This is a genomic window from Ewingella sp. AOP9-I1-14, from assembly GCF_052375995.1.
GTDB lineage: Bacteria > Pseudomonadota > Gammaproteobacteria > Enterobacterales > Enterobacteriaceae > Ewingella > Ewingella allii.
The window spans coordinates 1,035,881-1,057,933 of the sequence record NZ_JBQSVA010000001.1 but is presented as its reverse complement, the minus strand read 5'-3'; the positions used below and the strand labels follow the sequence as shown (position 1 = coordinate 1,057,933).

At 50.4% G+C, this 22,053-nt stretch carries 19 protein-coding genes; 9 read left to right on the top strand and 10 right to left on the bottom strand.

Annotation, left to right across the window (positions count from 1 at the left end; all coding sequences use genetic code 11):
• Positions 1-75: 75 nt before the first annotated feature.
• Together yajL and panE are read right to left on the bottom strand one after the other, a co-directional pair.
• A complete protein-coding gene (gene yajL / locus ACT3RT_RS04885; protein ID WP_353503080.1) occupies positions 76-681 on the bottom strand; it encodes a protein deglycase YajL in 606 nt (201 codons plus the stop codon).
• Positions 641-1,555, bottom strand: coding sequence for a 2-dehydropantoate 2-reductase (gene panE / locus ACT3RT_RS04880; RefSeq protein ID WP_496202581.1), 915 nt, complete (start codon positions 1,553-1,555; stop codon positions 641-643). Before panE ends, yajL begins: the two co-directional genes overlap by 41 nt.
• Positions 1,556-1,814: 259 nt before the next feature.
• On the opposite strand from panE, the gene ACT3RT_RS04875 reads away from it, so the two are divergent.
• The gene (locus ACT3RT_RS04875; RefSeq protein WP_034792410.1) at positions 1,815-2,306 is read left to right on the top strand and encodes a YajQ family cyclic di-GMP-binding protein; all 492 of its coding nucleotides are present in this window, start codon (positions 1,815-1,817) and stop codon (positions 2,304-2,306) included.
• A gap of 64 nt (positions 2,307-2,370) precedes the next feature.
• On the opposite strand, the gene ACT3RT_RS04870 is transcribed toward ACT3RT_RS04875, so the two are convergent.
• The 8 genes from ACT3RT_RS04870 to ACT3RT_RS04835 all read right to left on the bottom strand — a co-directional run bounded on the left by ACT3RT_RS04870 (position 2,371) and on the right by ACT3RT_RS04835 (position 11,460).
• Positions 2,371-3,735 (bottom strand): MFS transporter, encoded by a 1,365-nt coding sequence (locus ACT3RT_RS04870; RefSeq protein ID WP_496202580.1) that lies wholly within the window; start codon positions 3,733-3,735, stop codon positions 2,371-2,373.
• 217 nt (positions 3,736-3,952) lie between these two features.
• Positions 3,953-4,840: a heme o synthase gene (gene cyoE, locus ACT3RT_RS04865; RefSeq protein WP_034792408.1), complete on the bottom strand. Its 888-nt coding sequence runs from the start codon at positions 4,838-4,840 to the stop codon at positions 3,953-3,955.
• A gap of 18 nt (positions 4,841-4,858) precedes the next feature.
• Positions 4,859-5,191, bottom strand: coding sequence for a cytochrome o ubiquinol oxidase subunit IV (locus ACT3RT_RS04860; protein WP_034792406.1), 333 nt, complete (start codon positions 5,189-5,191; stop codon positions 4,859-4,861).
• Complete coding sequence (locus ACT3RT_RS04855) at positions 5,188-5,805, bottom strand: cytochrome o ubiquinol oxidase subunit III (RefSeq protein ID WP_034792403.1); 618 nt, start codon at positions 5,803-5,805, stop codon at positions 5,188-5,190. The genes ACT3RT_RS04860 and ACT3RT_RS04855 overlap by 4 nt, the downstream gene beginning before the upstream one ends.
• Positions 5,795-7,786 (bottom strand): cytochrome o ubiquinol oxidase subunit I, encoded by a 1,992-nt coding sequence (gene cyoB / locus ACT3RT_RS04850; protein ID WP_353503077.1) that lies wholly within the window; start codon positions 7,784-7,786, stop codon positions 5,795-5,797. The genes ACT3RT_RS04855 and cyoB overlap by 11 nt, the downstream gene beginning before the upstream one ends.
• Positions 7,787-7,789: 3 nt before the next feature.
• Positions 7,790-8,743 (bottom strand): cytochrome o ubiquinol oxidase subunit II, encoded by a 954-nt coding sequence (gene cyoA, locus ACT3RT_RS04845; RefSeq protein ID WP_034792398.1) that lies wholly within the window; start codon positions 8,741-8,743, stop codon positions 7,790-7,792.
• Between the two features lie 529 nt (positions 8,744-9,272).
• Positions 9,273-10,751 carry a muropeptide MFS transporter AmpG gene (gene ampG, locus ACT3RT_RS04840; protein ID WP_496202579.1) on the bottom strand — a complete coding sequence of 493 codons (1,479 nt, stop codon included), beginning with the start codon at positions 10,749-10,751 and terminating at the stop codon, positions 9,273-9,275.
• Between the two features lie 130 nt (positions 10,752-10,881).
• On the bottom strand, positions 10,882-11,460 hold the full coding sequence (locus ACT3RT_RS04835; RefSeq protein ID WP_353503075.1) for a lipoprotein: 579 nt from the start codon (positions 11,458-11,460) through the stop codon (positions 10,882-10,884).
• Between the two features lie 351 nt (positions 11,461-11,811).
• Here ACT3RT_RS04835 and bolA point away from each other — a divergent pair, with 351 nt between their 5' ends.
• The 8 genes from bolA (at position 11,812) to ACT3RT_RS04795 (ending at position 22,034) form a co-directional block, all read left to right on the top strand.
• Positions 11,812-12,126 (top strand): transcriptional regulator BolA, encoded by a 315-nt coding sequence (gene bolA / locus ACT3RT_RS04830; RefSeq protein ID WP_353503074.1) that lies wholly within the window; start codon positions 11,812-11,814, stop codon positions 12,124-12,126.
• Positions 12,127-12,584: 458 nt separating this feature from the next.
• On the top strand, positions 12,585-13,889 hold the full coding sequence (gene tig / locus ACT3RT_RS04825) for a trigger factor (RefSeq protein ID WP_485903558.1): 1,305 nt from the start codon (positions 12,585-12,587) through the stop codon (positions 13,887-13,889).
• A gap of 444 nt (positions 13,890-14,333) precedes the next feature.
• Positions 14,334-14,957, top strand: coding sequence for an ATP-dependent Clp endopeptidase proteolytic subunit ClpP (gene clpP, locus ACT3RT_RS04820; RefSeq protein WP_034792385.1), 624 nt, complete (start codon positions 14,334-14,336; stop codon positions 14,955-14,957).
• Between the two features lie 190 nt (positions 14,958-15,147).
• The gene (gene clpX / locus ACT3RT_RS04815; protein WP_034792384.1) at positions 15,148-16,422 is read left to right on the top strand and encodes an ATP-dependent protease ATP-binding subunit ClpX; all 1,275 of its coding nucleotides are present in this window, start codon (positions 15,148-15,150) and stop codon (positions 16,420-16,422) included.
• 192 nt (positions 16,423-16,614) lie between these two features.
• Complete coding sequence (gene lon, locus ACT3RT_RS04810) at positions 16,615-18,969, top strand: endopeptidase La (RefSeq protein WP_353503072.1); 2,355 nt, start codon at positions 16,615-16,617, stop codon at positions 18,967-18,969.
• 216 nt (positions 18,970-19,185) lie between these two features.
• Positions 19,186-19,461 carry a nucleoid-associated protein HU-beta gene (gene hupB / locus ACT3RT_RS04805; RefSeq protein WP_034792380.1) on the top strand — a complete coding sequence of 92 codons (276 nt, stop codon included), beginning with the start codon at positions 19,186-19,188 and terminating at the stop codon, positions 19,459-19,461.
• 168 nt (positions 19,462-19,629) lie between these two features.
• Positions 19,630-21,510 carry a peptidylprolyl isomerase gene (gene ppiD, locus ACT3RT_RS04800; protein ID WP_441656094.1) on the top strand — a complete coding sequence of 627 codons (1,881 nt, stop codon included), beginning with the start codon at positions 19,630-19,632 and terminating at the stop codon, positions 21,508-21,510.
• Between the two features lie 137 nt (positions 21,511-21,647).
• Positions 21,648-22,034: a ComEA family DNA-binding protein gene (locus tag ACT3RT_RS04795; protein ID WP_496202578.1), complete on the top strand. Its 387-nt coding sequence runs from the start codon at positions 21,648-21,650 to the stop codon at positions 22,032-22,034.
• Positions 22,035-22,053: the final 19 nt, after the last annotated feature.

Sequence of the window (22,053 nt, the reverse complement as noted above, 5' to 3'; positions counted from 1 at the left end):
GCGCTAAAAACAAACCCCGGCCATGCCGGGTTTTTTTATGGTTTTTCTCATTGCCATCAAACCGATAGTGAGCGATTACTCACGCGCCCCTTCGTCAGTGAAATTATAAATCCCCGGAGACATGACCAGCTGAGCGGCAATCTCCGCCGCTTTTGGCCGGTCGAACAGCAGTTCGATCAACTTTAGTGTGAACTCCATCGAACTGCCCGGCCCCTGACTGGTAAGCAAATTAACCCGAGGGTCATGCATCACCCGGCGATCTGACCATTTGTTGGCGGCGATTTTATCTTTCAACCCTGGAAAACCGGTGATATTGGCGATAGGGAATAAGTCGTGATACTCCAGCACCAGGGCTGGCGCGGCGCAGATGGCAGCGACAACTTTACCGGCAAAGTGCATCTGGCGAACGGTTTCCACCAGCAGCGGGCTGTCGCGGAAGCACTCGGCGCCTTTCACGCCGCCCGGCAGAACAATGGCGTCAAAGTCGTTATCGGCGACATCCACCAGTGGGGCATCGGCCAGCAGCCGCACGCCGCGCGAACAGGTGATTTCCAGCGCGCCGTCGCCTGCTACGCTTGCCGTGGTCACTTTGGCACCGGCTCGAACCAGCAAGTCGATGGCCGTGACGGCCTCAATTTCCTCACTCCCAGGTGCCAGGCAGACCAGAACCGAAACGCTCATAGCCATTTTCCTTTCTTTTAACGGTATCGAATAAGTGACTGTTCACCGGCAGAGTCAGCCCGTGCTTGCGCCCGCGGCGGATAACATAGCCGGTAATATAGTCGATTTCTGTGTGACGCTGAGTGCGAATGTCCTGCAACATCGACGAGTGGTTGGCGGCCGTGGTGTCGATCACCTGATACACATAGCTCAACAGGGACTCTGCGTGAGTTTGATATCCCTCAATCGCCATCACTTCCGCCACTTCGGCGCAAATCTGCTCTATTTCGCTGCTAAATCCCAGCAAGTCGCCATTAGTACAATTATGTACGGCGGTCAGAGGGTTAATTACGCAGTTAACCGCCAGCTTGTTCCATAGAGAAGGATAGATGTTGTTATGCCAGGCCACGTCGGGCAGGGCTTCATGCAGCACGTCGGCGATATGGCTGGAAGCCGCGCCTCGCGCAGATACCGGGCCGATATGGGTTATCCCGGCGGCAACGTGCAGAATGGCATTGCCCTCGTGGCGTGCGGCGTGGGTGGTCGCCCCTTGTAAAATGGACAGGCGGCTGGCCGGTAATTCATCAATGGTACCCATGCCGTTATGCAGCAGCAGCAGAGTGCAATTGTCGTTGAGCATCGGCATTAGAGCGCTCACCGCGCCGGAAACTTGCCAGGCTTTTAGCGTCACCAACAGCAGTTCGCTTTCGGCCAAATGCTGCGGGTCATTAGTTGGGAGGTTACGGTTGAACGCCACGCCGTCCGGCGATATCACGTTAACGGCAACAAAAGGCTGTGGAATGCGTACCCAACCTTGCACGTCATGACCTTGTTGGTACAGGGTAGATAGCCAAAGCTGCCCCAGGGCACCGCAGCCAAGAACTGTAATTTTCATTATGCCTCCTGAGCAATCAGATCTAACATACTCAGTAAATCGAATTTAATGTTTCTAATTTGTTATTAATTTGTATTTTTTAGTATAGCATTCTGTGCTGTGTGTCACATATTTTCGCCCATCGGCACCATCTTAACGGCCAGCCTAATAAAAACCGACGGCTTATTTTTGGCTTCAATGAGCGAAGGCGGTATTATGCACGCCATCATAAGACTTATCATCATAACGACATGGGTTAAAGCCCCAGGGAGAAGCGATTATGCCGTCATTCGACATTGTTTCTGAAATCGACATGCAGGAAGTGCTCAACGCGGTCGACAACGCTAGCCGTGAACTGCAAACCCGTTGGGATTTCCGCAACATTCCCGCCAGCTTCGAGCTGAATGAGAAAAACGAAACCATTAAAGTCGCCAGCGAATCTGATTTTCAGGTGAACCAGCTGGTTGATATTCTGCGTGAAAAGCTGGCGAAACGCGGCATTGAAGGCGCGGCGCTGGAGATCCCTGAGAAGATGGATCACAGCGGCAAGACCTATAGCGTAGAAGCTAAACTGCACTCAGGGATTGAATCTGCGGTAGCGAAGAAGATCGTGAAGCTGATTAAAGACAGCAAAATCAAGGTGCAGACTCAGGTTCAGGGTGACGAAATCCGCGTGACCGGTAAAGCGCGTGATGACCTGCAAGCCGTAATGGCGCTGGTGCGCAAAGGCGATTTGGGCCAGCCTTTCCAGTTTAAGAACTTCCGCGACTGATTGCCCTGCGGCAAACAAAAAAGGACGCCCTGTGAGCGTCCTTTTTTATTATCTAATCAAAGTATTAGATTACAGCGACTAACTGTTCCAGCGCTTTGCGATTGGTCTGTTTGGTATCCACTTTGACATAAGCACTCAGCTCTTCCGGCACGACAATCGCCTCGGCGACGCCCGGCTGGGCTTTGAGGCGTGCTTCCAGAGCCGAGTCTTTAACCGCCAGCTCAGACAGCGTAATGCGCAGGCTGCTGACGTAAGGCGGCTCGCTCATGGTAGCGCTGACCATCAGCCACACCACGGCAATGGCTGCGCAAACCAAGAAGACTGCGCCAGCGCCGCCCGCTCCGTAAACATAACCCCCTAGACTGCCGCCGATGGCGACGCCGATAAACTGGCTGGTGGAGTAAACGCCCATGGCCGTGCCTTTATAGCCCGCCGGAGACTCTTTGCTGATAAGCGAAGGCAGAATGGCTTCCATCACGTTGAACGCTAAGAAGAACAGCTGGATGCCGGCAATCACCACCCACAGGCGCAGGCCGGCGTACCACAGCACCAACTCAGCCAGCAGCAGCACCGCCACGCAGCCCATGAAAACTTGCTTCATGTGGCGCTTAGATTCGGCATAGATGATGACCGGAATGACGGCCACGAAGGAGACCAGCATAGTCACCAGATAGACGCGCCAGTGCTCACTCGGCGGGAAGCCCGCGTGCTCCATCACTTGTGGTAGCACCACGAAGCTCGACATCAGCAGAATATGCAGACAGAGAATGCCGAAGTTAAGCTTCAACAGTTTCTTGTTCGCCAACACTTTGCCAAAGCTGCCTTTCACCATGCTCGATTCACGGTTGAGGATGTGGGTTGCCGGAGCCGGGACCACCAACAACGTGATAACAATGGCAATAATCGTCAGCAGGGCTATGGCCCAGAACAGGGCGTGCAGGCCCCAGGCATGGGTAATGATGGGGCCGAGCACCATGGCGATAGCAAATGTGATACCAAAACTGATGCCGATAAAGGCCATGGCCTTGGTGCGGTTCTGCTCGCGCGTTAAGTCAGAGAGCAGCGCCATCACTGCGGCGGCAATCGCGCCGGAGCCTTGCATCGCACGGCCAATGATCACGCCCCAGATTGAATCTGTTGATGCAGCAACCACGCTACCGATACAGAAGATAATCAGCCCGAAAACGATCAGCGGCTTACGCCCAACGCGATCGGAGAGCAGGCCAAAAGGAATTTGGAAGACGGCCTGTGCCAGTCCATAGATACCGATAGCAATGCCGATAAGTGTTTCACTGGCACCCGCGAGCGCCATACCGTAAGTGGTCAGGACGGGTAGCACCATAAACATGCCGAGCATGCGCAAAGAGAAAACTATCCCTAGTCCCCACGTCGCCCGGCTTTCCTGCGGGGTCATTTGGTTATCGTTCATTACTACCTCAAGACTAAAACCTGCGACATTGTAATGTCTTTAACTTGTGCCGGTAAATTGCTGGATGTTTAGCAGATATTACCGCCGCCAGTGGGCCAGAAGCACAACGTTATGAAAATTCTGACTGGATAAAGCAGGGGAGGGCTCAAAAAAATGACCAGTATCGCTACTGGCCATTGTTGTGCTGTATGTCGCTAAAGAACTCAGCGCGTCATGCTTACCAGACGTAGGTTAACAAGTTGTTCGGCGAAGCGGCGTTGAAGTCGATAGACATCATGACGCTCAGCGAAGTGATCGCGATAATCGAGAAGACAAACAGCTTTCTTGCCCACACGATGTCGTTTTCGGTTTTGTAACCTTTCAGCGCCATGCCCAACCACCAGACGCTCACGGCGGCAGCCACAATCAGGTATTTATAACCCGCGTAGCCGCTGAGGGTCAGCATCAAGGTCGCCACCATAAAAGCAATGATGTAGACGGTGATGTGGTGTTTAGCCACTGAAATGCCTTTCACTACCGGCAGAACCGGAATGTTGGCAGCCTGATAATCTTTAAAGCGGAAGATGGCAATCGCGTACGAGTGCGGCATCTGCCACAGGCTGAAGATCAGCAGCAGGATCAGCGCGCCCATATCGAACTGGCCGGAAACGGCACAGTAACCGATAACTGGAGGCGCTGCCCCTGACAAGCTGCCGATCAGCGTGCCATATACCGATTTGCGTTTCATATACAGGCTATAAACCCCGACATAAACCACAAAGCCCATCACAGCCAGCCACATCGCCAGCGGATTGGCACCGATATACAGCAACGCAAAGCCCGCAATACCCAAAATGGTAGCGTAAACCAGGGTTGTTTTCGGCGGAATCAGGCCCTTAACCAGGACCCGGTTCTTCGTTCTTTCCATAATCTTGTCGATGTCGCGGTCAATAAAGTTGTTGAAAACACAACCCGATGCGACAACCAACGAGACGCCCACTAAGGTGGCGAGAAAGAGAGGGAAGTCGATGCTGCCTTTGGCAGCAAGGAGGAATCCCCCGACGACAGAAATTAAATTACCGAAAATAATTCCTGGTTTCGTTACTTGCAGGTATTGCTTAATCATCACGTGCAGCTCGGCTCTTTAACTGACCATCATATTGAGGTTGAGGTTATACATAATCCACAGTGAGCCCACAACGACGATAAAGATAATCACAGCGGTGAACAGAAATGCCACCAGGTTCCAGCGTGCTTCCGATGCAGTACTTAAGTGCAGGAAGTAAACCAGATGTACAACGATCTGGATAATCGCAGATGCGACCACCGTGCCAATGATAAGCGAATGTGAAGCTGTATCGCTCATTACCATGGCAAACGGGATAACCGTCAGAATAACTGACAGGATGAAGCCAATCAGGTATGACTTCACGCTGCCGTGGCTTGCGCCGCCATGGGAAGTGGCAGAATGACTCATGCTAATACCCCCATCAGATAAACAACGGTGAATACGCAGATCCATACCACGTCCAGGAAGTGCCAGAACAGGCTCAGGCACATCAGGCGGGTTTGGTTAACTGCGGTCAGGCCGCGACGGCTAACCTGTACCATCATGGTGATGATCCAGATCAGGCCACAAGTTACGTGCAGACCGTGGGTTGCTACCAGCGCGAAGAACGCTGACAAGAAACCACTGCGATCCGGACCGTAGCCTTCTTTAATCAAGTGATGGAATTCATAGAGTTCCATCGCGATGAAGCCAAGACCAAACAGGAAGGTCAGGAACAACCAGCTGTTAACAGCTTTTACGCTGCCTTTAGTCATGCCCAGCATCGCCATGCCGTAAGTAATACTACTGAACAGCAGGAAGAAGGTTTCTACCAGTACGAATGGCAGTTCAAAAATATCTTTACCAGACGGGCCGCCAGCGGTCCCGTGCACCAGTACTGCGTAAGTTGCGAACAAGCTCGCGAACAGTACGCAGTCGCTCATCAGGTAGATCCAGAAGCCGAAGACTTTGGTTTCACCTGCGTCGTGGTGCCCATGCTCTGCATGGGCTGCGTCGTGGTTAGTCAGGGTATCAGTTGCCATGTTTCAAGCCTGCTTTGCTGATTTGTTCAAAATGTTGGCTCTCAATACGTTCGATTTCTTCAACCGGCACGTAGTAATCAACATCTTCATCGAAGCTTTTCACAATCCAGGTTACAACCAGTGCGATGAAGCTAACCAGCGCCAACCACCAGATATCCCAGATTAATGCAAAACCGCTTACCAGGCTGAGCATCGCAATGATGAAGCCTGCGCCGCTGTTACGTGGCATATGAATTTTTTCATATTTTGCTGGTTTAACATAAGCTTCGCCTTTCTCTTTCATGTCCCAGAACGCGTCGCGGTCATGTACCTGAGGTACTACTGCGAAGTTATAGAACGGAGGAGGAGAAGAGGTTGCCCACTCCAGAGTACGTGCGCCCCACGGGTCACCCGTCAGGTCACGGTTCTGGTCGCGGTCACGAACACTCACAACGATCATGATCAGTTGGCAAAGAATACCGATTGCAATCAATGCTGCACCACAAGCTGCCACGACCAGTAATGGGTGGAACTCAGGGTCGATATTCTGGCTAACGCGGCGAGTCATACCCATGAAGCCCAGTGCATAGAGTGGCATGAAGGCGACGAAGAAGCCGATGATCCAGAACCAGAATGAACGCACACCCCATTTTTCATTCAGCGTGAAGCCGAAGGATTTAGGGAACCAGTAAGTCAGGCCAGCGAAGCAACCGAATACCACACCACCGATAATAACGTTATGGAAGTGAGCAATCAGGAACAAGCTGTTGTGCAGCACGAAGTCTGCGCCTGGAACAGCCAACAGAACGCCGGTCATACCACCTACAGAGAAGGTGATGATGAAGCCGATGGTCCATAGCATCGCAGCGTTAAGCTGGATACGGCCTTGGTACATGGTGAACAGCCAGTTGAAGATTTTTACCCCTGTTGGGATAGAAATAATCATCGTCATGATACCGAAGAAGGCATTGACGTTGGCACCTGAACCCATGGTGAAGAAGTGGTGCAGCCAAACAACGAACGACAACACGGTGATGGCGATAGTTGCCCATACCAGTGAGGTGTAGCCGAACAGACGTTTTTTGGAGAAGGTCGCAGTAACTTCTGAGAACACACCAAATACTGGCAGAACCAAGATATACACTTCCGGATGGCCCCAGGCCCAAATCAGGTTGATGTACATCATCATGTTGCCGCCCATATCATTGGTGAAGAAATGGGTGCCCAGATAGCGATCCAGGGTCAGCAACGCAACGGTTACGGTCAGAATTGGGAACGACACGATGATCAAGACGTTGGTACACAACGCAGCCCAGGTAAATACCGGCATTTTCATCAGCGGCATACCAGGCGCACGCATCTTGAGGATGGTGGCGAAGAAGTTAACACCGGTCAGCAAGGTACCAATACCGGATATCTGGAGACTCCATATCCAATAATCGACCCCGACACCCGGACTGTACTCCTTACCTGACAACGGCGGATAGGCCAACCAACCGGTCTGCGCGAACTCACCAACCCCCAGAGAGATGTTGATCAGTACAACGGCAGCGGCGGTGAACCAGAAGCTGATGTTGTTCAGGAACGGGAATGCAACGTCACGAGCACCGATTTGCAGCGGCACAACCACGTTCATCAGACCGATAACGAAAGGCATCGCCATGAAGAAAATCATGATCACGCCGTGCGCGGTAAAGATTTGGTCGTAGTGATGAGGCGGTAGGAAGCCCGGTTCTCCCGCAGAGGCGAGGACTTGCTGGCTACGCATCATGATCGCATCGGCAAAGCCACGCAACAGCATGACGAAGGCCAGAATGATGTACATGATACCTAATTTTTTGTGGTCAACGGAGGTGATCCATTCGTTCCACAAATATTTCCATTTGCCGAAATAGGTGATGCCGGCCAGAACGGCCAAGCCACCAATAATTATCGCGGCAACGGTGACCACGATAATCGGTTCATGATACGGGATCGCATCAAGTGTTAATTTTCCCAACATCGTTTATTCCTCGGCTCCGGCTGCGTGAGCATGATCGCCCATGTCCATGCCTTTCATGTCAGTGCCGGCTGGCATTGGCATTGTCTGGCCTTTGTGCATGTTCATATCACCCATGAATTTGCCAATAATTTCTTTGAACAATTCAGGTTTGACGCTTGCGAAGTATTCAACCGGGTTGTCGATACTTTGCGCTGCCAGTTTGTTGAAGTCGTCAGTGGTTGCCAGTTGGTTTGGCGCGCTCTTCACTTTCGCAACCCATGCGTCAAAGTCTTCACGCGTAGGAGTAGCAATAGTGTTGAACTTCATGCCAGAGAAACCGCGGCCACTGAAGTTTGACGAGATGCCTTTATAGGTACCAGCTTCGTTTGCAATCAAATGCAACTGAGTCTGCATACCCGCCATCGCGTAAATCTGTCCGCCTAACTGAGGAATAAAGAACGAGTTCATCACAGAATCAGAAGTGACTTTGAACTGAACCGGAACATCTTTAGGGATAACCAATTCGTTAACAGTTGCGATGCCTTGTTCTGGATAAATGAACAACCATTTCCAGTCCAAAGAAACCACTTCAACTGTCAGGGTCTTTTGGTCAGATACGATAGGCTTGAACGGGTCAAGTTCGTGAGTGGTTTTCCAAGTTATCGTTGCCAGGATGGCAATGATGATAATTGGAACCGTCCAGACCACGGCTTCGATTTTGTTGGAATGGGACCAGTTCGGGCTGTACTTAGCGTTTGTATTAGAAGCGCGATACTTCCATGCAAATGCAAAGGCCATGATAATAACTGGTATAACCACGATCAGCATTAATCCGATTGCGGTCAGTATCAGCGTTCTCTGCTCGAGTCCAATTGCTCCTTTGGGATCCATCAATGCCGTATTGCAACCACTTAACATTAAAGCAGATGCAAATAAGGACAACATCCCAATACTTTTATTGTATTTCTTAAGTCTCATCTAACGACCTCAATAAATCAGGGCTCTATTGTCGCTCCATGTGTGCGGGCATTTTACGGGAAGGTTGCAGTACTGTAAACACGCTTAAGGAAGTGTCAGCGGGCCACTGCCACTTTATGTTAACGAAGTCACACATGTCACGGAGAGTGACAATTTCTCAATGTCAACAATATGTTGCGTGGGGTTCTTTAACTATGGTGAGTAAAAACAAGGTATAGCAGTAATGCTTAATATTTAATGCGAAGTGTAATGTTCTTGGTAGGTTTAATTAATGTTAACGCAATGTATAAATACGGTGAATTTAAAAATAAAAAGCAGGTAAAAAAAAAGTGTATTTGAAAGATGCTGTAACTTATTAATTATATTTTATTGAATGAAGTTTATCTCAGCGCAGGGAAATGTTACTTAATTTGAGCTTGGTTTTGGCCTCGCCAATGCCCCCTGAATCGCCCCGCCAGCCCTGATATACCCATGATTTACACCGATATATCAGGCCAGAATTCGACTTAAGGGACAAGGGCGAACTGTCTTAAACTCGACGCAGGCGGCGCAGAGCCACAAAGTCGAGAATGCTGCCGAGCGCGATGCCGAACAGGCAAATCACAGCCCCGGCTTCGATCAGTTTCTGCGGCAGAGAGGTGAGGGCGGTCCACTCCAGCGAGTTGGTGATCAATAGCACCAGCCATGCCGCTAACAGTAAGCAACCTACCATTAAGATGCGCAGCGCCAGTCGGTAATGGCTGGCGAACAGAGTGCGTGGTAAGAACTCGTCGGTGTTTTGCGTGTGTTCAAGGGTTTGGCGGCAGATAGCCAGCAATAGCAACCCCGGCACGGCGGCGGCGATGGAGAAGAGATAGAACAGGGGCCAGCCGTGTGCTTCGACAAACCAACCGGCGATCGGCCCGACGTACACCCGGCCAACGGCGGACAACGCCGAGAGCAGCGCAAACTGGGTGGCGGAGAACGACTTATTGCATAGCGTCATTAACAGCGCGACGAACGCGGCGGTGCCCATTCCTCCGCACAGATTTTCGAAGAAGATCGCCGCGCCCATAGAGTAGATGTGCTTATCCGTGACCGCCAAAATCCAGTATCCCGCGTTGGAAACGGCCTGCAAAATGCCGAAAATCATTAACGCGCGGAACAGGCTGAGGCGCTGCATCACCATGCCGCCATACAGCGCGCCAATAATCGTCGCTAACAGACCAAGGGTTTTGTTCACCAGGCCCACTTCCCCGGCGTCAAACCCCACGCCGCGAATCAGGAAAGTAGTACTCAGGCTCCCCGCGAAGGCGTCGCCCATCTTGTACATCACAATCAGCAGCAGAATCAGCCAGGCGTTGTTGCGGCTGAAAAAGTCTTTAAGAGGGGCTACGACTGCAATTTCTATGGTACGAGGTGCTGGCTCAGAGACATCAGGCTCCGGCGCCATAATAGTGGCCACCACGCCAATCAGCATCAGGCCCGCCATCAGCCAGTACATGTGTTGCCAGCCGAGGTAGCGATCGGCTATCCACAGCGCCAACCCGCCAGAAACCAGCATCGCCAATCGATAGCCCAATACCGACACGGCCGCACCACTGCCACGCTCGGCGGCGGGCAGAAGATCCGTCTTATAGGCATCAAAAACAATATCTTGCGAGGCGGAAGCAAAGGCGATCAGTACTGCCAACGCTGCCAGCCAAAACAGCTCTTTTGCCGGATCGAGATAGCCCATAGCGAAAATCGAGGCCACCAACAGCAGCTGGGTGAGGATTAACCATCCACGACGGCGGCCGAAGAAAGAGGGGGTGTAGCGGTCCATCATCGGGGACCAGAGGAACTTGAAAACGTAGGCCTGGCCGACCAGAGAGAAAATCCCAATGGTTTTTAAATCGACATTCTCGACGGTCATCCAGGCTTGCAGCGTGCCCGAGGTCAATGCCAGAGGTAAGCCGGATGCAAACCCGAGCAGCAGTAATATCAGCGTATTGCGCTGTGTGAAGATTTTGAAGTACTGGCTTACCATTAAAATGTGTTCCCGCAGACCGATAGAGTAGAGGCGCTGGGGAATGATAAATGAAGGCGGGAAATAATGGTAAAAACAATTCTGCCCGACAGTGCCGGGCAGAAGAGTCAGTCAGCTTAGCCGGTTAAGATTAACGGGCGTTGGCTTTGATGAAGTCACTGATGCTGGTGTCTTGAGCCATGTCGTTGATGACGTCGCCCAGCGTGCTGTTAACCGCATTGGTGATTTTGTCGTTGGTCGCAGTAAGCGCACCCTGCACATTGTAAGTAGAACGGTAGTTTTTAACCTGTTTATTACCATTTTTCGCCGTAGCGATGATGGAGATATCAGCCTTGGTGGTGATGTTGTAGCGCAGGTTGCCTTCTTGCACGTCAGCAAACAGTTTGTTCACCACCACTTGCAGATCAACGGCGCCGTCTGCACCAATCATGTAACCGCGCGCGGTCATTTGCTTTTCCAGAGACTCTTGCAGCAGGAAGCGCAGGTCACGAGATGGGGTCAGGGAAACCAACTGGCCGTCACGGTTCACTTTAGCCAGCGCCTGATCCTGACGTTGGTCAGCACCATTAATGCTGATAGTGATGCCCTGAAGGGTAGGATCCTGCGTTGGCAGAGTGATTTTTGGCGAAATATTTAAGGTGTTGGTGCTGGTAGCGCAACCTGCAAGCATGAACAATGCTAATACAGGGAAAATGATTTTTTTCAACATGTTAGGTTCTCAATTAATGCATCTGATTCCAGATGTAAAATGGGATCGATTACTGATAGTGGTTACATCATAACATCGCCATTTTTGGGTGTAAGCCCTGACTGGTGGTAAAAGCGACATTTGATTAAATTTAAAGCAAACTGACTTATTGATATCTAATGGTTTCGCCTAAAATGCAGATTAATGGCTAAATACCATTAGGTAAGACAAACCGATTGCCTTTTTTATCAATCGCAGCAGAAATTTTGTTTCTGTAACATACTAATAAATCGCAAAGCCGCCTATCCTTAATAGTGTGACAGATGGTCAAGTAAGGATGCAGTTCCCTGCTAACGGCGTAAGGAGATTGCTATGATTCGCGAGCAAATAGAAGCAAAATTAGTTGCAGCGTTTGAACCTGCGTTTCTGGAAGTAACTGATGAGAGTTATCGTCACAATGTCCCAGCCGGTTCAGAAAGCCATTTCAAAGTAGTAGTGGTGTCCGATAAATTTGTCGGTGAGCGCTTCCTTTCACGTCACAGAGCGATTTATGGCGTACTTTCAGAGGAGCTTGCGGGGAGTGTTCATGCCTTGGCATTACACACTTATACGCAAAAAGAGTGGGAAGGCTTACAGGATACAGTATTAGCTTCGCCTGCTTGTCGAGGTGCCGGAACCTTAGCCTAATCGCGAAGGATCTTGCTCCCAAAAATCATAAAATTCCCTTCTAGGGTACGGTATCACTGGAACTTTCTCCATAAGATGCGGTATTAGTAGGGGCAAATTCTGAAACGGCCTGCGGGCCGTTTCTGTTTTAAACGAGAAGAATAAGTGGCTGGCAGGCGACAGGGTTGTTTAAGCCTTTGCATCGACTACGTTTTCCGAGGGATCGACCGCAATGCGAGTTTTCCTCCCACGCAGTAGATTACCGTCCTCGACTCGCCGTCTATGCGCCGCTATAATGTCGCGTCTTATTTTTCCGGAATGGTTTCGGGACGCTTTCGAATACAGGGCTACGTTCTTAATCAGGACTGTCCCGGTTCTTAGAAGTCGTTTTCAAGGTAAGTTCGTTCTTTTCCACGCTTCTCATCTTGAGAACGACTTCTGGAGTTGACCGAGCACTGTAATTTTTTTGAGGTAACAAGATGCAAGTTTCTGTTGAAACCACTCAAGGCCTTGGGCGCCGTGTAACTATTACTGTTCCTGCTGACAGCATTGAAAAAGCAGTGAGCAGCGAACTGGTCAACGTATCGAAAAAAGTACGTATTGACGGCTTCCGTAAAGGCAAAGTACCAAAACACATCATCGAGCAGCGTTACGGTGCTTCCGTTCGTCAGGACGTTCTGGGTGATCTGATGCAGCGCAACTTCGTTGACGCGATCATCAAAGAGAAAATCAATCCAGCTGGCGCACCTAACTATATTCCGGGTGAGTACAAACTGGGCGAAGACTTCAACTACAGTGTTGAATTCGAAGTGTACCCAGAAGTTGAGCTGAAAGATCTGGAAAACATCGAAGTTGAGAAACCTGTTGTTGAAGTTAACGACGCTGATGTTGACACCATGCTGGAAACGCTGCGCAAGCAACAAGCTGACTGGAAAGAAACTGACGCTGCCGTTACTGCTGAAGATCGCGTAACTGTTGATTTCTCAGGTTCTATCGACGGTGAAGATTTCGAAGGCGGCAAAGCCTCTGATTTCGTACTGGCTATGGGCCAGGGCCGCATGATCCCAGGCTTTGAAGAAGGTCTGGTTGGTCACAAAGCAGGTGAAGAATTCGTCATCGACGTAAACTTCCCAGAAGATTACCACGCTGAAAACCTGAAAGGTAAAGCGGCTAAGTTCGCGATCACCCTGAAGAAAGTTGAAGAGCGTGAGCTGCCAGAACTGACTCCAGAGTTCATCAAACGTTTCGGCGTGGCTGATGGTTCTGTTGAAGGCCTGCGTGCTGAAGTGCGTAAAAACATGGAACGCGAGCTGAAAGGTGCTGTTCGTAACCGCATCAAAACTCAGGCAATCGACGGTCTGGTTAACGCTAACGAAATCGACGTTCCAGCTGCACTGATCGACGGTGAAGTTGACGTTCTGCGTCGTCAGGCTGCACAACGTTTCGGCGGCAACGAAAAACAAGCGCTGGAATTGCCGCGTGAGTTGTTCGAAGAGCAAGCTAAACGTCGCGTAGTTGTTGGTTTGCTGTTGGGTGAAGTGATCAGCCAGCATGAACTGAAAGCTGACGAAGATCGCGTTAAAGCGCTGATCGAAGAAATGGCTTCTGCTTACGAAGATCCATCTGAAGTTGTTGAGTTCTACAGCAAAAACAAAGAGCTGATGAACAACATGCGTAACGTCGCGCTAGAAGAACAAGCGGTCGAAACTCTGTTGTCAAAAGCTAAAGTGACTGAAAAAGCCACTACCTTTACTGAGCTGATGAACCAGACTCAACCTGCATAATTGATTTGCCGGTGACTGAGCCGTTTACCCAGTGGTTAACGGCTCGACATAAAAGCCCGCGGTTTTTACTGCGGGCTTTTTTATGCTCTACAGATGACATTTTTCTTTTTTGCTGTTGTTTTTGCACTATATTTATCAACGTAAGCAAAGAGAGTAGGCCAGCAAGTGGGTAGTAGAGGCCGCTTTAACAGGCTCTGCTATTGTTAAGCCAATCAATGAAAAATGCGGAGCCAGAGAAAGAAATCTCCCAGCGGGCTTGAAAAGGGGTGTTCGTTCCCCCAATTGTTAAATACAAACCAGGTAGCTTTGCTGCTAAATTCAGACTGATAACAACCGTCAGCCGTGATAACGGCGACTTGGCCGCTTGAGCGTAGTCATCAATGCCTATCTCAAGTAGAATCGGTTTTAACTAGCGCCAAAAGAGAATTCTATTAGGAGACGGTTATGTCATACAGTGGTGAACGAGATCAATTTGCACCGAACATGGCTCTGGTACCCATGGTTGTTGAGCAGACTTCACGGGGTGAGCGTTCTTACGACATCTACTCCCGTCTGCTGAAGGAACGTATTATTTTCCTTACGGGCCAGGTTGAAGACCATATGGCTAACCTGATTGTGGCTCAGATGCTGTTTCTGGAAGCAGAAAGTTCAGAGAAAGACATTTTTCTGTACATTAACTCTCCGGGCGGCGTAATCACTGCAGGGATGTCTATCTACGACACCATGCAATTTATTAAACCGGATGTGAGCACCATTTGTATGGGCCAGGCCTGTTCAATGGGCGCATTCCTGTTGACCGCGGGTGCGAAAGGCAAGCGTTTCTGCTTACCAAACTCACGCGTAATGATTCACCAGCCGCTGGGTGGCTATCAGGGACAAGCAACGGATATCGAAATCCATGCTAAAGAGATCCTGAAAGTAAAAGGTCGTATGAATGAGCTGATGGCGAAACATACGGGCAAAACTCTTGAAGAAATAGAGCGTGACACTGAGCGCGACCGTTTCTTGTCTGCTGAAGAATCTGTAGAGTACGGTTTAGTTGACTCCGTATTTACCCATCGCGTCTGACGACTTATTTCTGCCGGACTGATGGTCTATAGTTAAGTCATGCTGTGGCGCGTATGCGCAGTGTTGGTTGCTGCAATTACGCGTCAATTCGTCTTTGACGGAACTGACATTGGTCAACGATATGGCAGCAGTTTAAAATAGTCGTGCCGCAGTCACCCTGCGAAACAGATATTAAAGAAGAGGTTTACTGATGACAGATAAGCGCAAAGACGGTTCAGGAAAGCTGCTGTACTGCTCTTTTTGCGGCAAAAGCCAGCATGAAGTTCGCAAGCTGATTGCCGGGCCGTCAGTGTATATCTGCGATGAATGTGTCGATCTGTGCAATGACATTATTCGCGAAGAGATTAAAGAAGTTGCTCCGCATCGCGAACGCAGCGCACTGCCAACGCCACATGAAATCCGCCAACACCTCGATGATTATGTCATCGGGCAAGAGCCTGCGAAAAAGGTTCTGGCCGTTGCGGTTTATAACCACTACAAGCGCTTGCGTAACGGTGATACCAACAACGGTATTGAACTGGGCAAGAGCAACATTTTGCTGATCGGTCCAACAGGTAGCGGTAAAACGCTGTTGGCTGAGACTCTGGCTCGTTTCCTCGACGTTCCTTTCACCATGGCGGATGCCACCACCTTGACCGAAGCCGGTTACGTGGGTGAAGACGTTGAAAACATTATCCAGAAACTGCTACAGAAATGTGATTACGACGTACAGAAAGCGCAACGCGGTATCGTGTATATCGATGAAATCGACAAGATTTCCCGCAAGTCTGACAACCCATCTATCACCCGTGATGTTTCAGGTGAAGGTGTTCAGCAGGCGCTGTTGAAACTGATTGAAGGTACGGTTGCTGCTGTGCCTCCTCAGGGCGGTCGTAAGCATCCGCAACAAGAGTTCTTGCAGGTTGATACCTCAAAAATTCTGTTCATCTGTGGCGGTGCTTTTGCTGGCTTAGATAAAGTGATTGGTCAACGCATTAACACCGGTACAGGTATCGGTTTTGGTGCAGAGATCAAAGGTAAAGCTGAGAAAGCCACTGAAGGCCAATTGCTGGCTCAGGCTGAACCAGAAGATTTGATCAAATTTGGTCTGATCCCTGAGTTCATCGGTCGTTTACCCGTAGTGGCTACGCTGAGCGAGTTGAGCGAAGACGCGCTGATTCAGATCCTGAAAGAGCCGAAAAATGCCCTGACTAAGCAGTATCAGGCATTGTTCAATCTGGAAGGTGTCGAGCTAGAGTTCCGCGACGAAGCACTGGTGGCGATTGCTAAGAAAGCGATGATCCGTAAAACCGGTGCTCGTGGCCTGCGCTCTATCGTTGAAGGGGCACTTTTGGACACTATGTACGACTTGCCATCCCTCGACAGCGTCGACAAAGTGGTAATCGATGAATCCGTCATCGCGGGCCAATCCGAGCCGTTGATGATTTATGGCAAACCCGAGGCGCAGCAAGCATCTGGCGAATAATTCACCAGCTGTTCCAGTGGGTTAGTTAATAAATGGGGGATTTTGTCCCCCATTTTTTTTTACTCGCATTCTTGTCGTTGAATGTCAGATATTCATCCCCATATACTCCAATAACGACTTGCTGAAACCCGTCTGACTCGTGTTTCACGAGATTTCCTTAACCTGGCGGAAGCTAAACTAAGAGAGAGCTCTATGAACCCTGAGCGTTCCGAACGCATTGAAATCCCCGTATTGCCTTTGCGCGATGTGGTGGTTTATCCGCACATGGTGATCCCGTTGTTTGTTGGCAGGGAAAAATCGATTCGGTGCCTTGAAGCCGCGATGGATCACGACAAAAAAATCATGCTGGTGGCACAGAAAGAAGCCTCTACTGATGAGCCGGGCGTTAATGATCTCTTTTCTGTAGGCACCGTTGCCTCCATATTACAGATGCTGAAACTGCCCGACGGCACCGTGAAGGTGCTGGTTGAAGGGTTACAGCGTGCGCGCATCACCACGTTGTCTGATAACGGTGAGCATTTCGCGGCACAGGCTGAATATCTCGAATCTCCGGCTGTGGACGAGCGCGAACAGGAAGTTCTGGTGCGCACGGCCATTAATCAGTTTGAAGGCTATATCAAACTGAATAAAAAAATTCCGCCGGAAGTGCTGACTTCGCTTAACAGCATTGAAGATGCAGCCCGTCTGGCTGACACCATCGCCGCGCATATGCCGTTGAAACTTAGTGACAAACAGTCCGTTCTGGAAATGTTTGATATCACTGAGCGTCTGGAATATCTGATGGCGATGATGGAATCGGAAATCGACTTGTTACAAGTTGAGAAACGCATCCGTAATCGTGTCAAAAAGCAGATGGAAAAGAGCCAGCGTGAGTACTATCTGAATGAGCAAATGAAAGCCATTCAGAAAGAATTGGGTGAGATGGATGATGCACCTGATGAGCACGAGGCGCTGAAACGCAAAATCGAAGCGGCGAAAATGCCGAAAGAAGCGCGTGAAAAAACCGAAGCTGAGCTGCAAAAACTGAAAATGATGTCCCCGATGTCCGCCGAAGCGACCGTGGTTCGCGGCTACATCGACTGGATGCTTCAGGTGCCGTGGAATTCACGCAGTAAAGTGAAAAAAGACCTGCGTAAAGCCCAGGAAGTTCTGGATACCGACCATTTTGGCCTCGAACGTGTCAAAGACCGTATCCTTGAATATCTTGCGGTGCAAACGCGTGTCAGCAAAATCAAAGGGCCAATCCTCTGTCTGGTTGGGCCTCCGGGCGTGGGTAAAACCTCTCTGGGTCAGTCCATTGCGCGTGCAACGGGCCGTGAGTATGTGCGTATGGCGCTGGGCGGCGTGCGTGACGAAGCCGAAATCCGCGGCCACCGTCGTACTTACATCGGTTCTATGCCGGGTAAATTGATCCAGAAGATGGCGAAAGTTGGCGTTAAAAACCCACTGTTCCTGCTCGATGAGATCGACAAAATGTCTTCCGACATGCGTGGCGATCCGTCGTCAGCTCTGCTGGAAGTGCTTGATCCAGAACAGAACGTGGCCTTTAACGATCACTATCTGGAAGTCGATTATGACCTGTCAGACGTGATGTTCGTGGCGACCTCCAACTCAATGAACATTCCAGCTCCGCTGTTGGACCGTATGGAAGTGATTCGTCTTTCCGGCTATACCGAAGATGAAAAGCTGAACATCGCCAAACAGCACCTGCTGCCGAAGCAAATTGAGCGTAACGCCCTGAAGAAAACCGAGCTGACAGTGGATGACAGCGCGATCATTGGCATTATCCGTTTCTACACCCGCGAAGCCGGCGTGCGTAGTCTGGAACGCGAATTGTCCAAGCTGTGTCGCAAAGCGGTTAAACAGCTGCTGCTGGATAAGACTCTGAAGCACATCGAAATCAACGGCGATAACCTTAAAGATTTCCTTGGCGTGCAGAAAGTGGATTACGGCCGTGCAGATACCGAAAACCGCGTAGGTCAGGTGACTGGCCTGGCGTGGACCGAAGTGGGCGGCGAGCTGCTGACCATCGAAACGGCCTGCGTACCGGGTAAAGGTAAGTTGACCTACACCGGTTCACTCGGCGAAGTGATGCAAGAGTCGATTCAGGCCGCGCTGACCGTGGTCCGCGCTCGTGCGGACAAGCTGGGCATCAACGCTGACTTCTACGAAAAACGTGATATTCACGTTCACGTACCAGAAGGTGCGACGCCGAAAGATGGCCCGAGTGCCGGTATTGCGATGTGTACCGCATTAGTATCTTGCCTGACAGGTAACCCGGTTCGCGCCGATGTTGCTATGACTGGCGAAATAACTTTACGTGGTCAGGTTCTGCCAATCGGCGGCCTGAAAGAGAAGCTGTTAGCTGCTCACCGCGGCGGTATCAAAGTAGTGCTGATCCCTGATGACAACAAACGTGACCTGGAAGAGATCCCAGCCAACGTTTTAGGTGATTTGGAGATCCATCCGGTTAAGCGTATTGACGACGTTTTGAATCTTGCTCTGCAAAATCCAGCGTTCGGCGCACTTCCGGTAGCGGCAAAATAGTGATCTCGACCATCACAGTTCAATAAAACTCAGGCTGGCAGGTGAAATCCCACTTGCCAGCCTTTTTTTGTGTCGTTAAGTTAGTCAGTTGTCAGCGCGTTTAAGACTGGTTTCGGTTGCTTGCATAGCCCTGACAAGCTTGATATAAAAGCTTCGCTGTCATATTCGCAGGGAAAATGCGACGTGACGATAGTATTTCAAGAGGGGATGAATAGAGTGAATAAGTCACAATTGATCGACAAAATTGCCGCCGGTGCTGATATTTCTAAAGCGGCTGCTGGACGTGTATTAGATGCAGTACTGGGATCGGTAACTGAAACTCTGAAATCAGGGGAAGAAGTTGCACTGGTTGGTTTTGGTACGTTCTCTGTACGTGAGCGTTCTGCGCGTACCGGCCGTAACCCACAGACTGGTAAAGAAATCAGCATTGCTGCGGCAAAAGTGCCTGGTTTCCGTGCTGGTAAAGCGTTGAAAGACGCCGTTAACGGTTAATTACCTGCAGGTCAGGCGTCAAACCTGCGTGACAAAAGCGAGCATGGTGCTTTTACTCTCAGGTCTGGTTGTTAAACAATAACCTGACGTCACCGGGCTGGTAAGGTAAGATACAAGGCGCATCGAATTCGATGCGCTTTTTTTATTACAGCGGAGTGTTGCCACACTATGATGGACAATTTACGCGCGGCCGCCAATCACGTCGTGCTCAAAATCATTCTGGCCCTGATTATTCTGTCCTTTATTTTGACAGGGGTGGGCAACTACCTGATCGGCGGTTCAGGCGACTATGCAGCGAAAGTGAATGGTCAGGAGATCGGACGTGCTCAGTTGGAAGAAGCTGTGCAAAACCAGCGTAGCCGACTGCAACAACAGCTTGGAGAGCAATTCTCTGCGCTGGCTGGCAGCGAAGGTTATATGCAACAACTGCGTCAAGAGTCCCTGAATAACCTGATTGACGTCACTTTGCTGGATCAGTATTCCAAGAAGCTAGGCATCACCGTTAGCGATCAGCAGATCAAAGACGCGATTCTGGCGACCCCACAATTCCAAACTGACGGCCGTTTCGACAATGCCAAGTATCTGCAAAGTATCCAGGGTATGGGTTACAGCGCGGACAACTTCGCCAAATTGATGAAACAGCAATTGGTTAGCCAGCAGTTAGCACAGGCATTTGGTACTTCAGACTTCGTTTTGCCGTCTGAAACCAGCGCCATGTCAGACTTGCTGCTGCAAGAGCGCGATGTTCGCACTGCAACGCTGGACACCGCAGCCCTTGCGGCCAAGCAGCAGGTTAGCGACAGCGAAGCGCAGGCTTTCTACGACCAGAACAAAAACAACTTCGTTTCTCCTGAAGCAGTCAAAGTGAGCTACATCGAAATGGATGCTGCTGCTTTGCAAGGAAAAACGACAGTAAGCGATGCAGATATCACGGCTTACTACGACCAGCATAAAAGCGAGTTTGGTCAGCCGGAGCGCCGTCGTTACAGCGTTATCGTGTTGAAAAACCAAGCTGACGCCGATGCGGTTGCCGCTGAACTGAAAAAAGGCGCTGATTTTGCCGAGCTGGCAAAAACCAAGTCTATCGATACCTTGAGCGGTAAGCAGGGTGGTTTGATGGATTGGGTTGAGCCTGAAACCACGCTACCAGAGTTTAAAAGTGCCAATCTGACCACCAAAGGTCAGGTATCCGGCGTGATTAAGTCTGACAGCGGGTTCTTCATTCTGCGTCTGGAAGATATTAAACCAGAGCAAATCAAGCCTTTGGCTCAGGTTCGTGACAGCATTGTTGATAAGCTGAAACAAGATAAAGCGACTGACGCTTACTACGCGTTGCAGCAGAAAGTTAGCGAAGCCGCGAACAACGACAACGAATCTTTGGCTTCTGCTGAAGAGGTGGCTGGCGTTAAGGCGACTCATACCGACTGGTTCACTCAGCAATCTATTCCTGCGGCCATCAACTTCAAACCTGTCATTCAGGCAATCTTTGATGGCGGCCTGATTGGTCAAGACGGTACGCCGGGCAGCAACTCTGACATCATCACCGTGGATGGCGATCGCGCCTTCGTGGTACGTGTTGATGCTCACAAGGCGGAAGGCGTTAAACCTTTTGCTGAAGTGAAAGAGCAGGTTGTGACTATGGTGAAACGCCAGAAAGCTGAAGATCAGGCACGTTTGGACGGTGAGAAGCTGCTGACGGCTCTGAAAGCAGGCAAAGGCGATGAAGCTCTCAAAGCTGCTGGCCTGAGTTTCGGCGACGTGCAGAAGGTTCAGCGTTCACAACAGCCTTCGGCTTTCGAGCAGAATGTCTATGCGCTGCCTCATCCGCAAAAAGACCAGCCGGTTTACGGTTTGTCTCAGGATGATCAGGGCAATAGCGTGCTGGTTGAGCTGACGGCGGTCAACGCTGGTAAGCTGCCTGACAATGAAATCGCTCGCTTCGAGCAAGAGTTGCAGCAATCTTCTTCTAACGTGACCTTCGACGCTCTGCTGTCGAACCTGCGTCAGGAAGCAAAAATTAAGCTGGGTTCTGGCGCACAACTCCAGTAAACCTCGCAGCGTTATGCAACGTGTTGCAACAAACAAAGGCCGCTTTCGCGGCCTTTTCCACATTTTGAATCTGCCAATTGTTGCCCGAACAAACTTGCTGCACTCTGTCCGTGCTGAAAACACATGGAGGATACAGCATGAAAAAATTGGGTATTACATCACTGTCACTGGCCTTAGCGCTTGGCCTTTCCACTCTGCCGGTTATGTTACAGGCAGCCCCCGCGGCCACCAGTAAGGTTGCTACGACGGCATCTACGGCCACTCAAGCCCCAACCAGCAAGGTTGAAGCTTCTAAGGCTAAGCAGGAGAAGGCCACGACCACTGACGACACCACGGTGAGCATCAACACGGCTTCCGCAGAGGACTTCGCCCGCGTGATGAATGGCGTTGGCGTTAAGAAGGGGCAGGCTATCGTTAACTACCGTGATGACTTGGGACAGTTCACGGAAATCGAACAGCTACAGGAAGCCCCGGGGATTGGTGCCGCGCTGTTTGAGCGCAACAAGGACCGATTGAAATTGTGACGAAAGTCGCGGCGCTGAC

What these genes read in the sequence shown, in the direction of transcription:
- cyoB (WP_353503077.1), bottom strand. Translation starts at nt 7,786, where the DNA reads ATGTTGGGAAAATTAACACTTGATGCGATCCCGTATCATGAACCGATT.
- yajL (WP_353503080.1), bottom strand. Translation starts at nt 681, where the DNA reads ATGAGCGTTTCGGTTCTGGTCTGCCTGGCACCTGGGAGTGAGGAAATT.
- ACT3RT_RS04795 (WP_496202578.1), top strand. Translation starts at nt 21,648, where the DNA reads ATGAAAAAATTGGGTATTACATCACTGTCACTGGCCTTAGCGCTTGGC.
- ACT3RT_RS04835 (WP_353503075.1), bottom strand. Translation starts at nt 11,460, where the DNA reads ATGTTGAAAAAAATCATTTTCCCTGTATTAGCATTGTTCATGCTTGCA.
- cyoE (WP_034792408.1), bottom strand. Translation starts at nt 4,840, where the DNA reads ATGATTAAGCAATACCTGCAAGTAACGAAACCAGGAATTATTTTCGGT.
- bolA (WP_353503074.1), top strand. Translation starts at nt 11,812, where the DNA reads ATGATTCGCGAGCAAATAGAAGCAAAATTAGTTGCAGCGTTTGAACCT.
- ACT3RT_RS04870 (WP_496202580.1), bottom strand. Translation starts at nt 3,735, where the DNA reads ATGAACGATAACCAAATGACCCCGCAGGAAAGCCGGGCGACGTGGGGA.
- cyoA (WP_034792398.1), bottom strand. Translation starts at nt 8,743, where the DNA reads ATGAGACTTAAGAAATACAATAAAAGTATTGGGATGTTGTCCTTATTT.
- ppiD (WP_441656094.1), top strand. Translation starts at nt 19,630, where the DNA reads ATGATGGACAATTTACGCGCGGCCGCCAATCACGTCGTGCTCAAAATC.
- panE (WP_496202581.1), bottom strand. Translation starts at nt 1,555, where the DNA reads ATGAAAATTACAGTTCTTGGCTGCGGTGCCCTGGGGCAGCTTTGGCTA.
- ACT3RT_RS04875 (WP_034792410.1), top strand. Translation starts at nt 1,815, where the DNA reads ATGCCGTCATTCGACATTGTTTCTGAAATCGACATGCAGGAAGTGCTC.
- ACT3RT_RS04860 (WP_034792406.1), bottom strand. Translation starts at nt 5,191, where the DNA reads ATGAGTCATTCTGCCACTTCCCATGGCGGCGCAAGCCACGGCAGCGTG.
- lon (WP_353503072.1), top strand. Translation starts at nt 16,615, where the DNA reads ATGAACCCTGAGCGTTCCGAACGCATTGAAATCCCCGTATTGCCTTTG.
- clpX (WP_034792384.1), top strand. Translation starts at nt 15,148, where the DNA reads ATGACAGATAAGCGCAAAGACGGTTCAGGAAAGCTGCTGTACTGCTCT.
- ACT3RT_RS04855 (WP_034792403.1), bottom strand. Translation starts at nt 5,805, where the DNA reads ATGGCAACTGATACCCTGACTAACCACGACGCAGCCCATGCAGAGCAT.
- ampG (WP_496202579.1), bottom strand. Translation starts at nt 10,751, where the DNA reads ATGGTAAGCCAGTACTTCAAAATCTTCACACAGCGCAATACGCTGATA.
- tig (WP_485903558.1), top strand. Translation starts at nt 12,585, where the DNA reads ATGCAAGTTTCTGTTGAAACCACTCAAGGCCTTGGGCGCCGTGTAACT.
- clpP (WP_034792385.1), top strand. Translation starts at nt 14,334, where the DNA reads ATGTCATACAGTGGTGAACGAGATCAATTTGCACCGAACATGGCTCTG.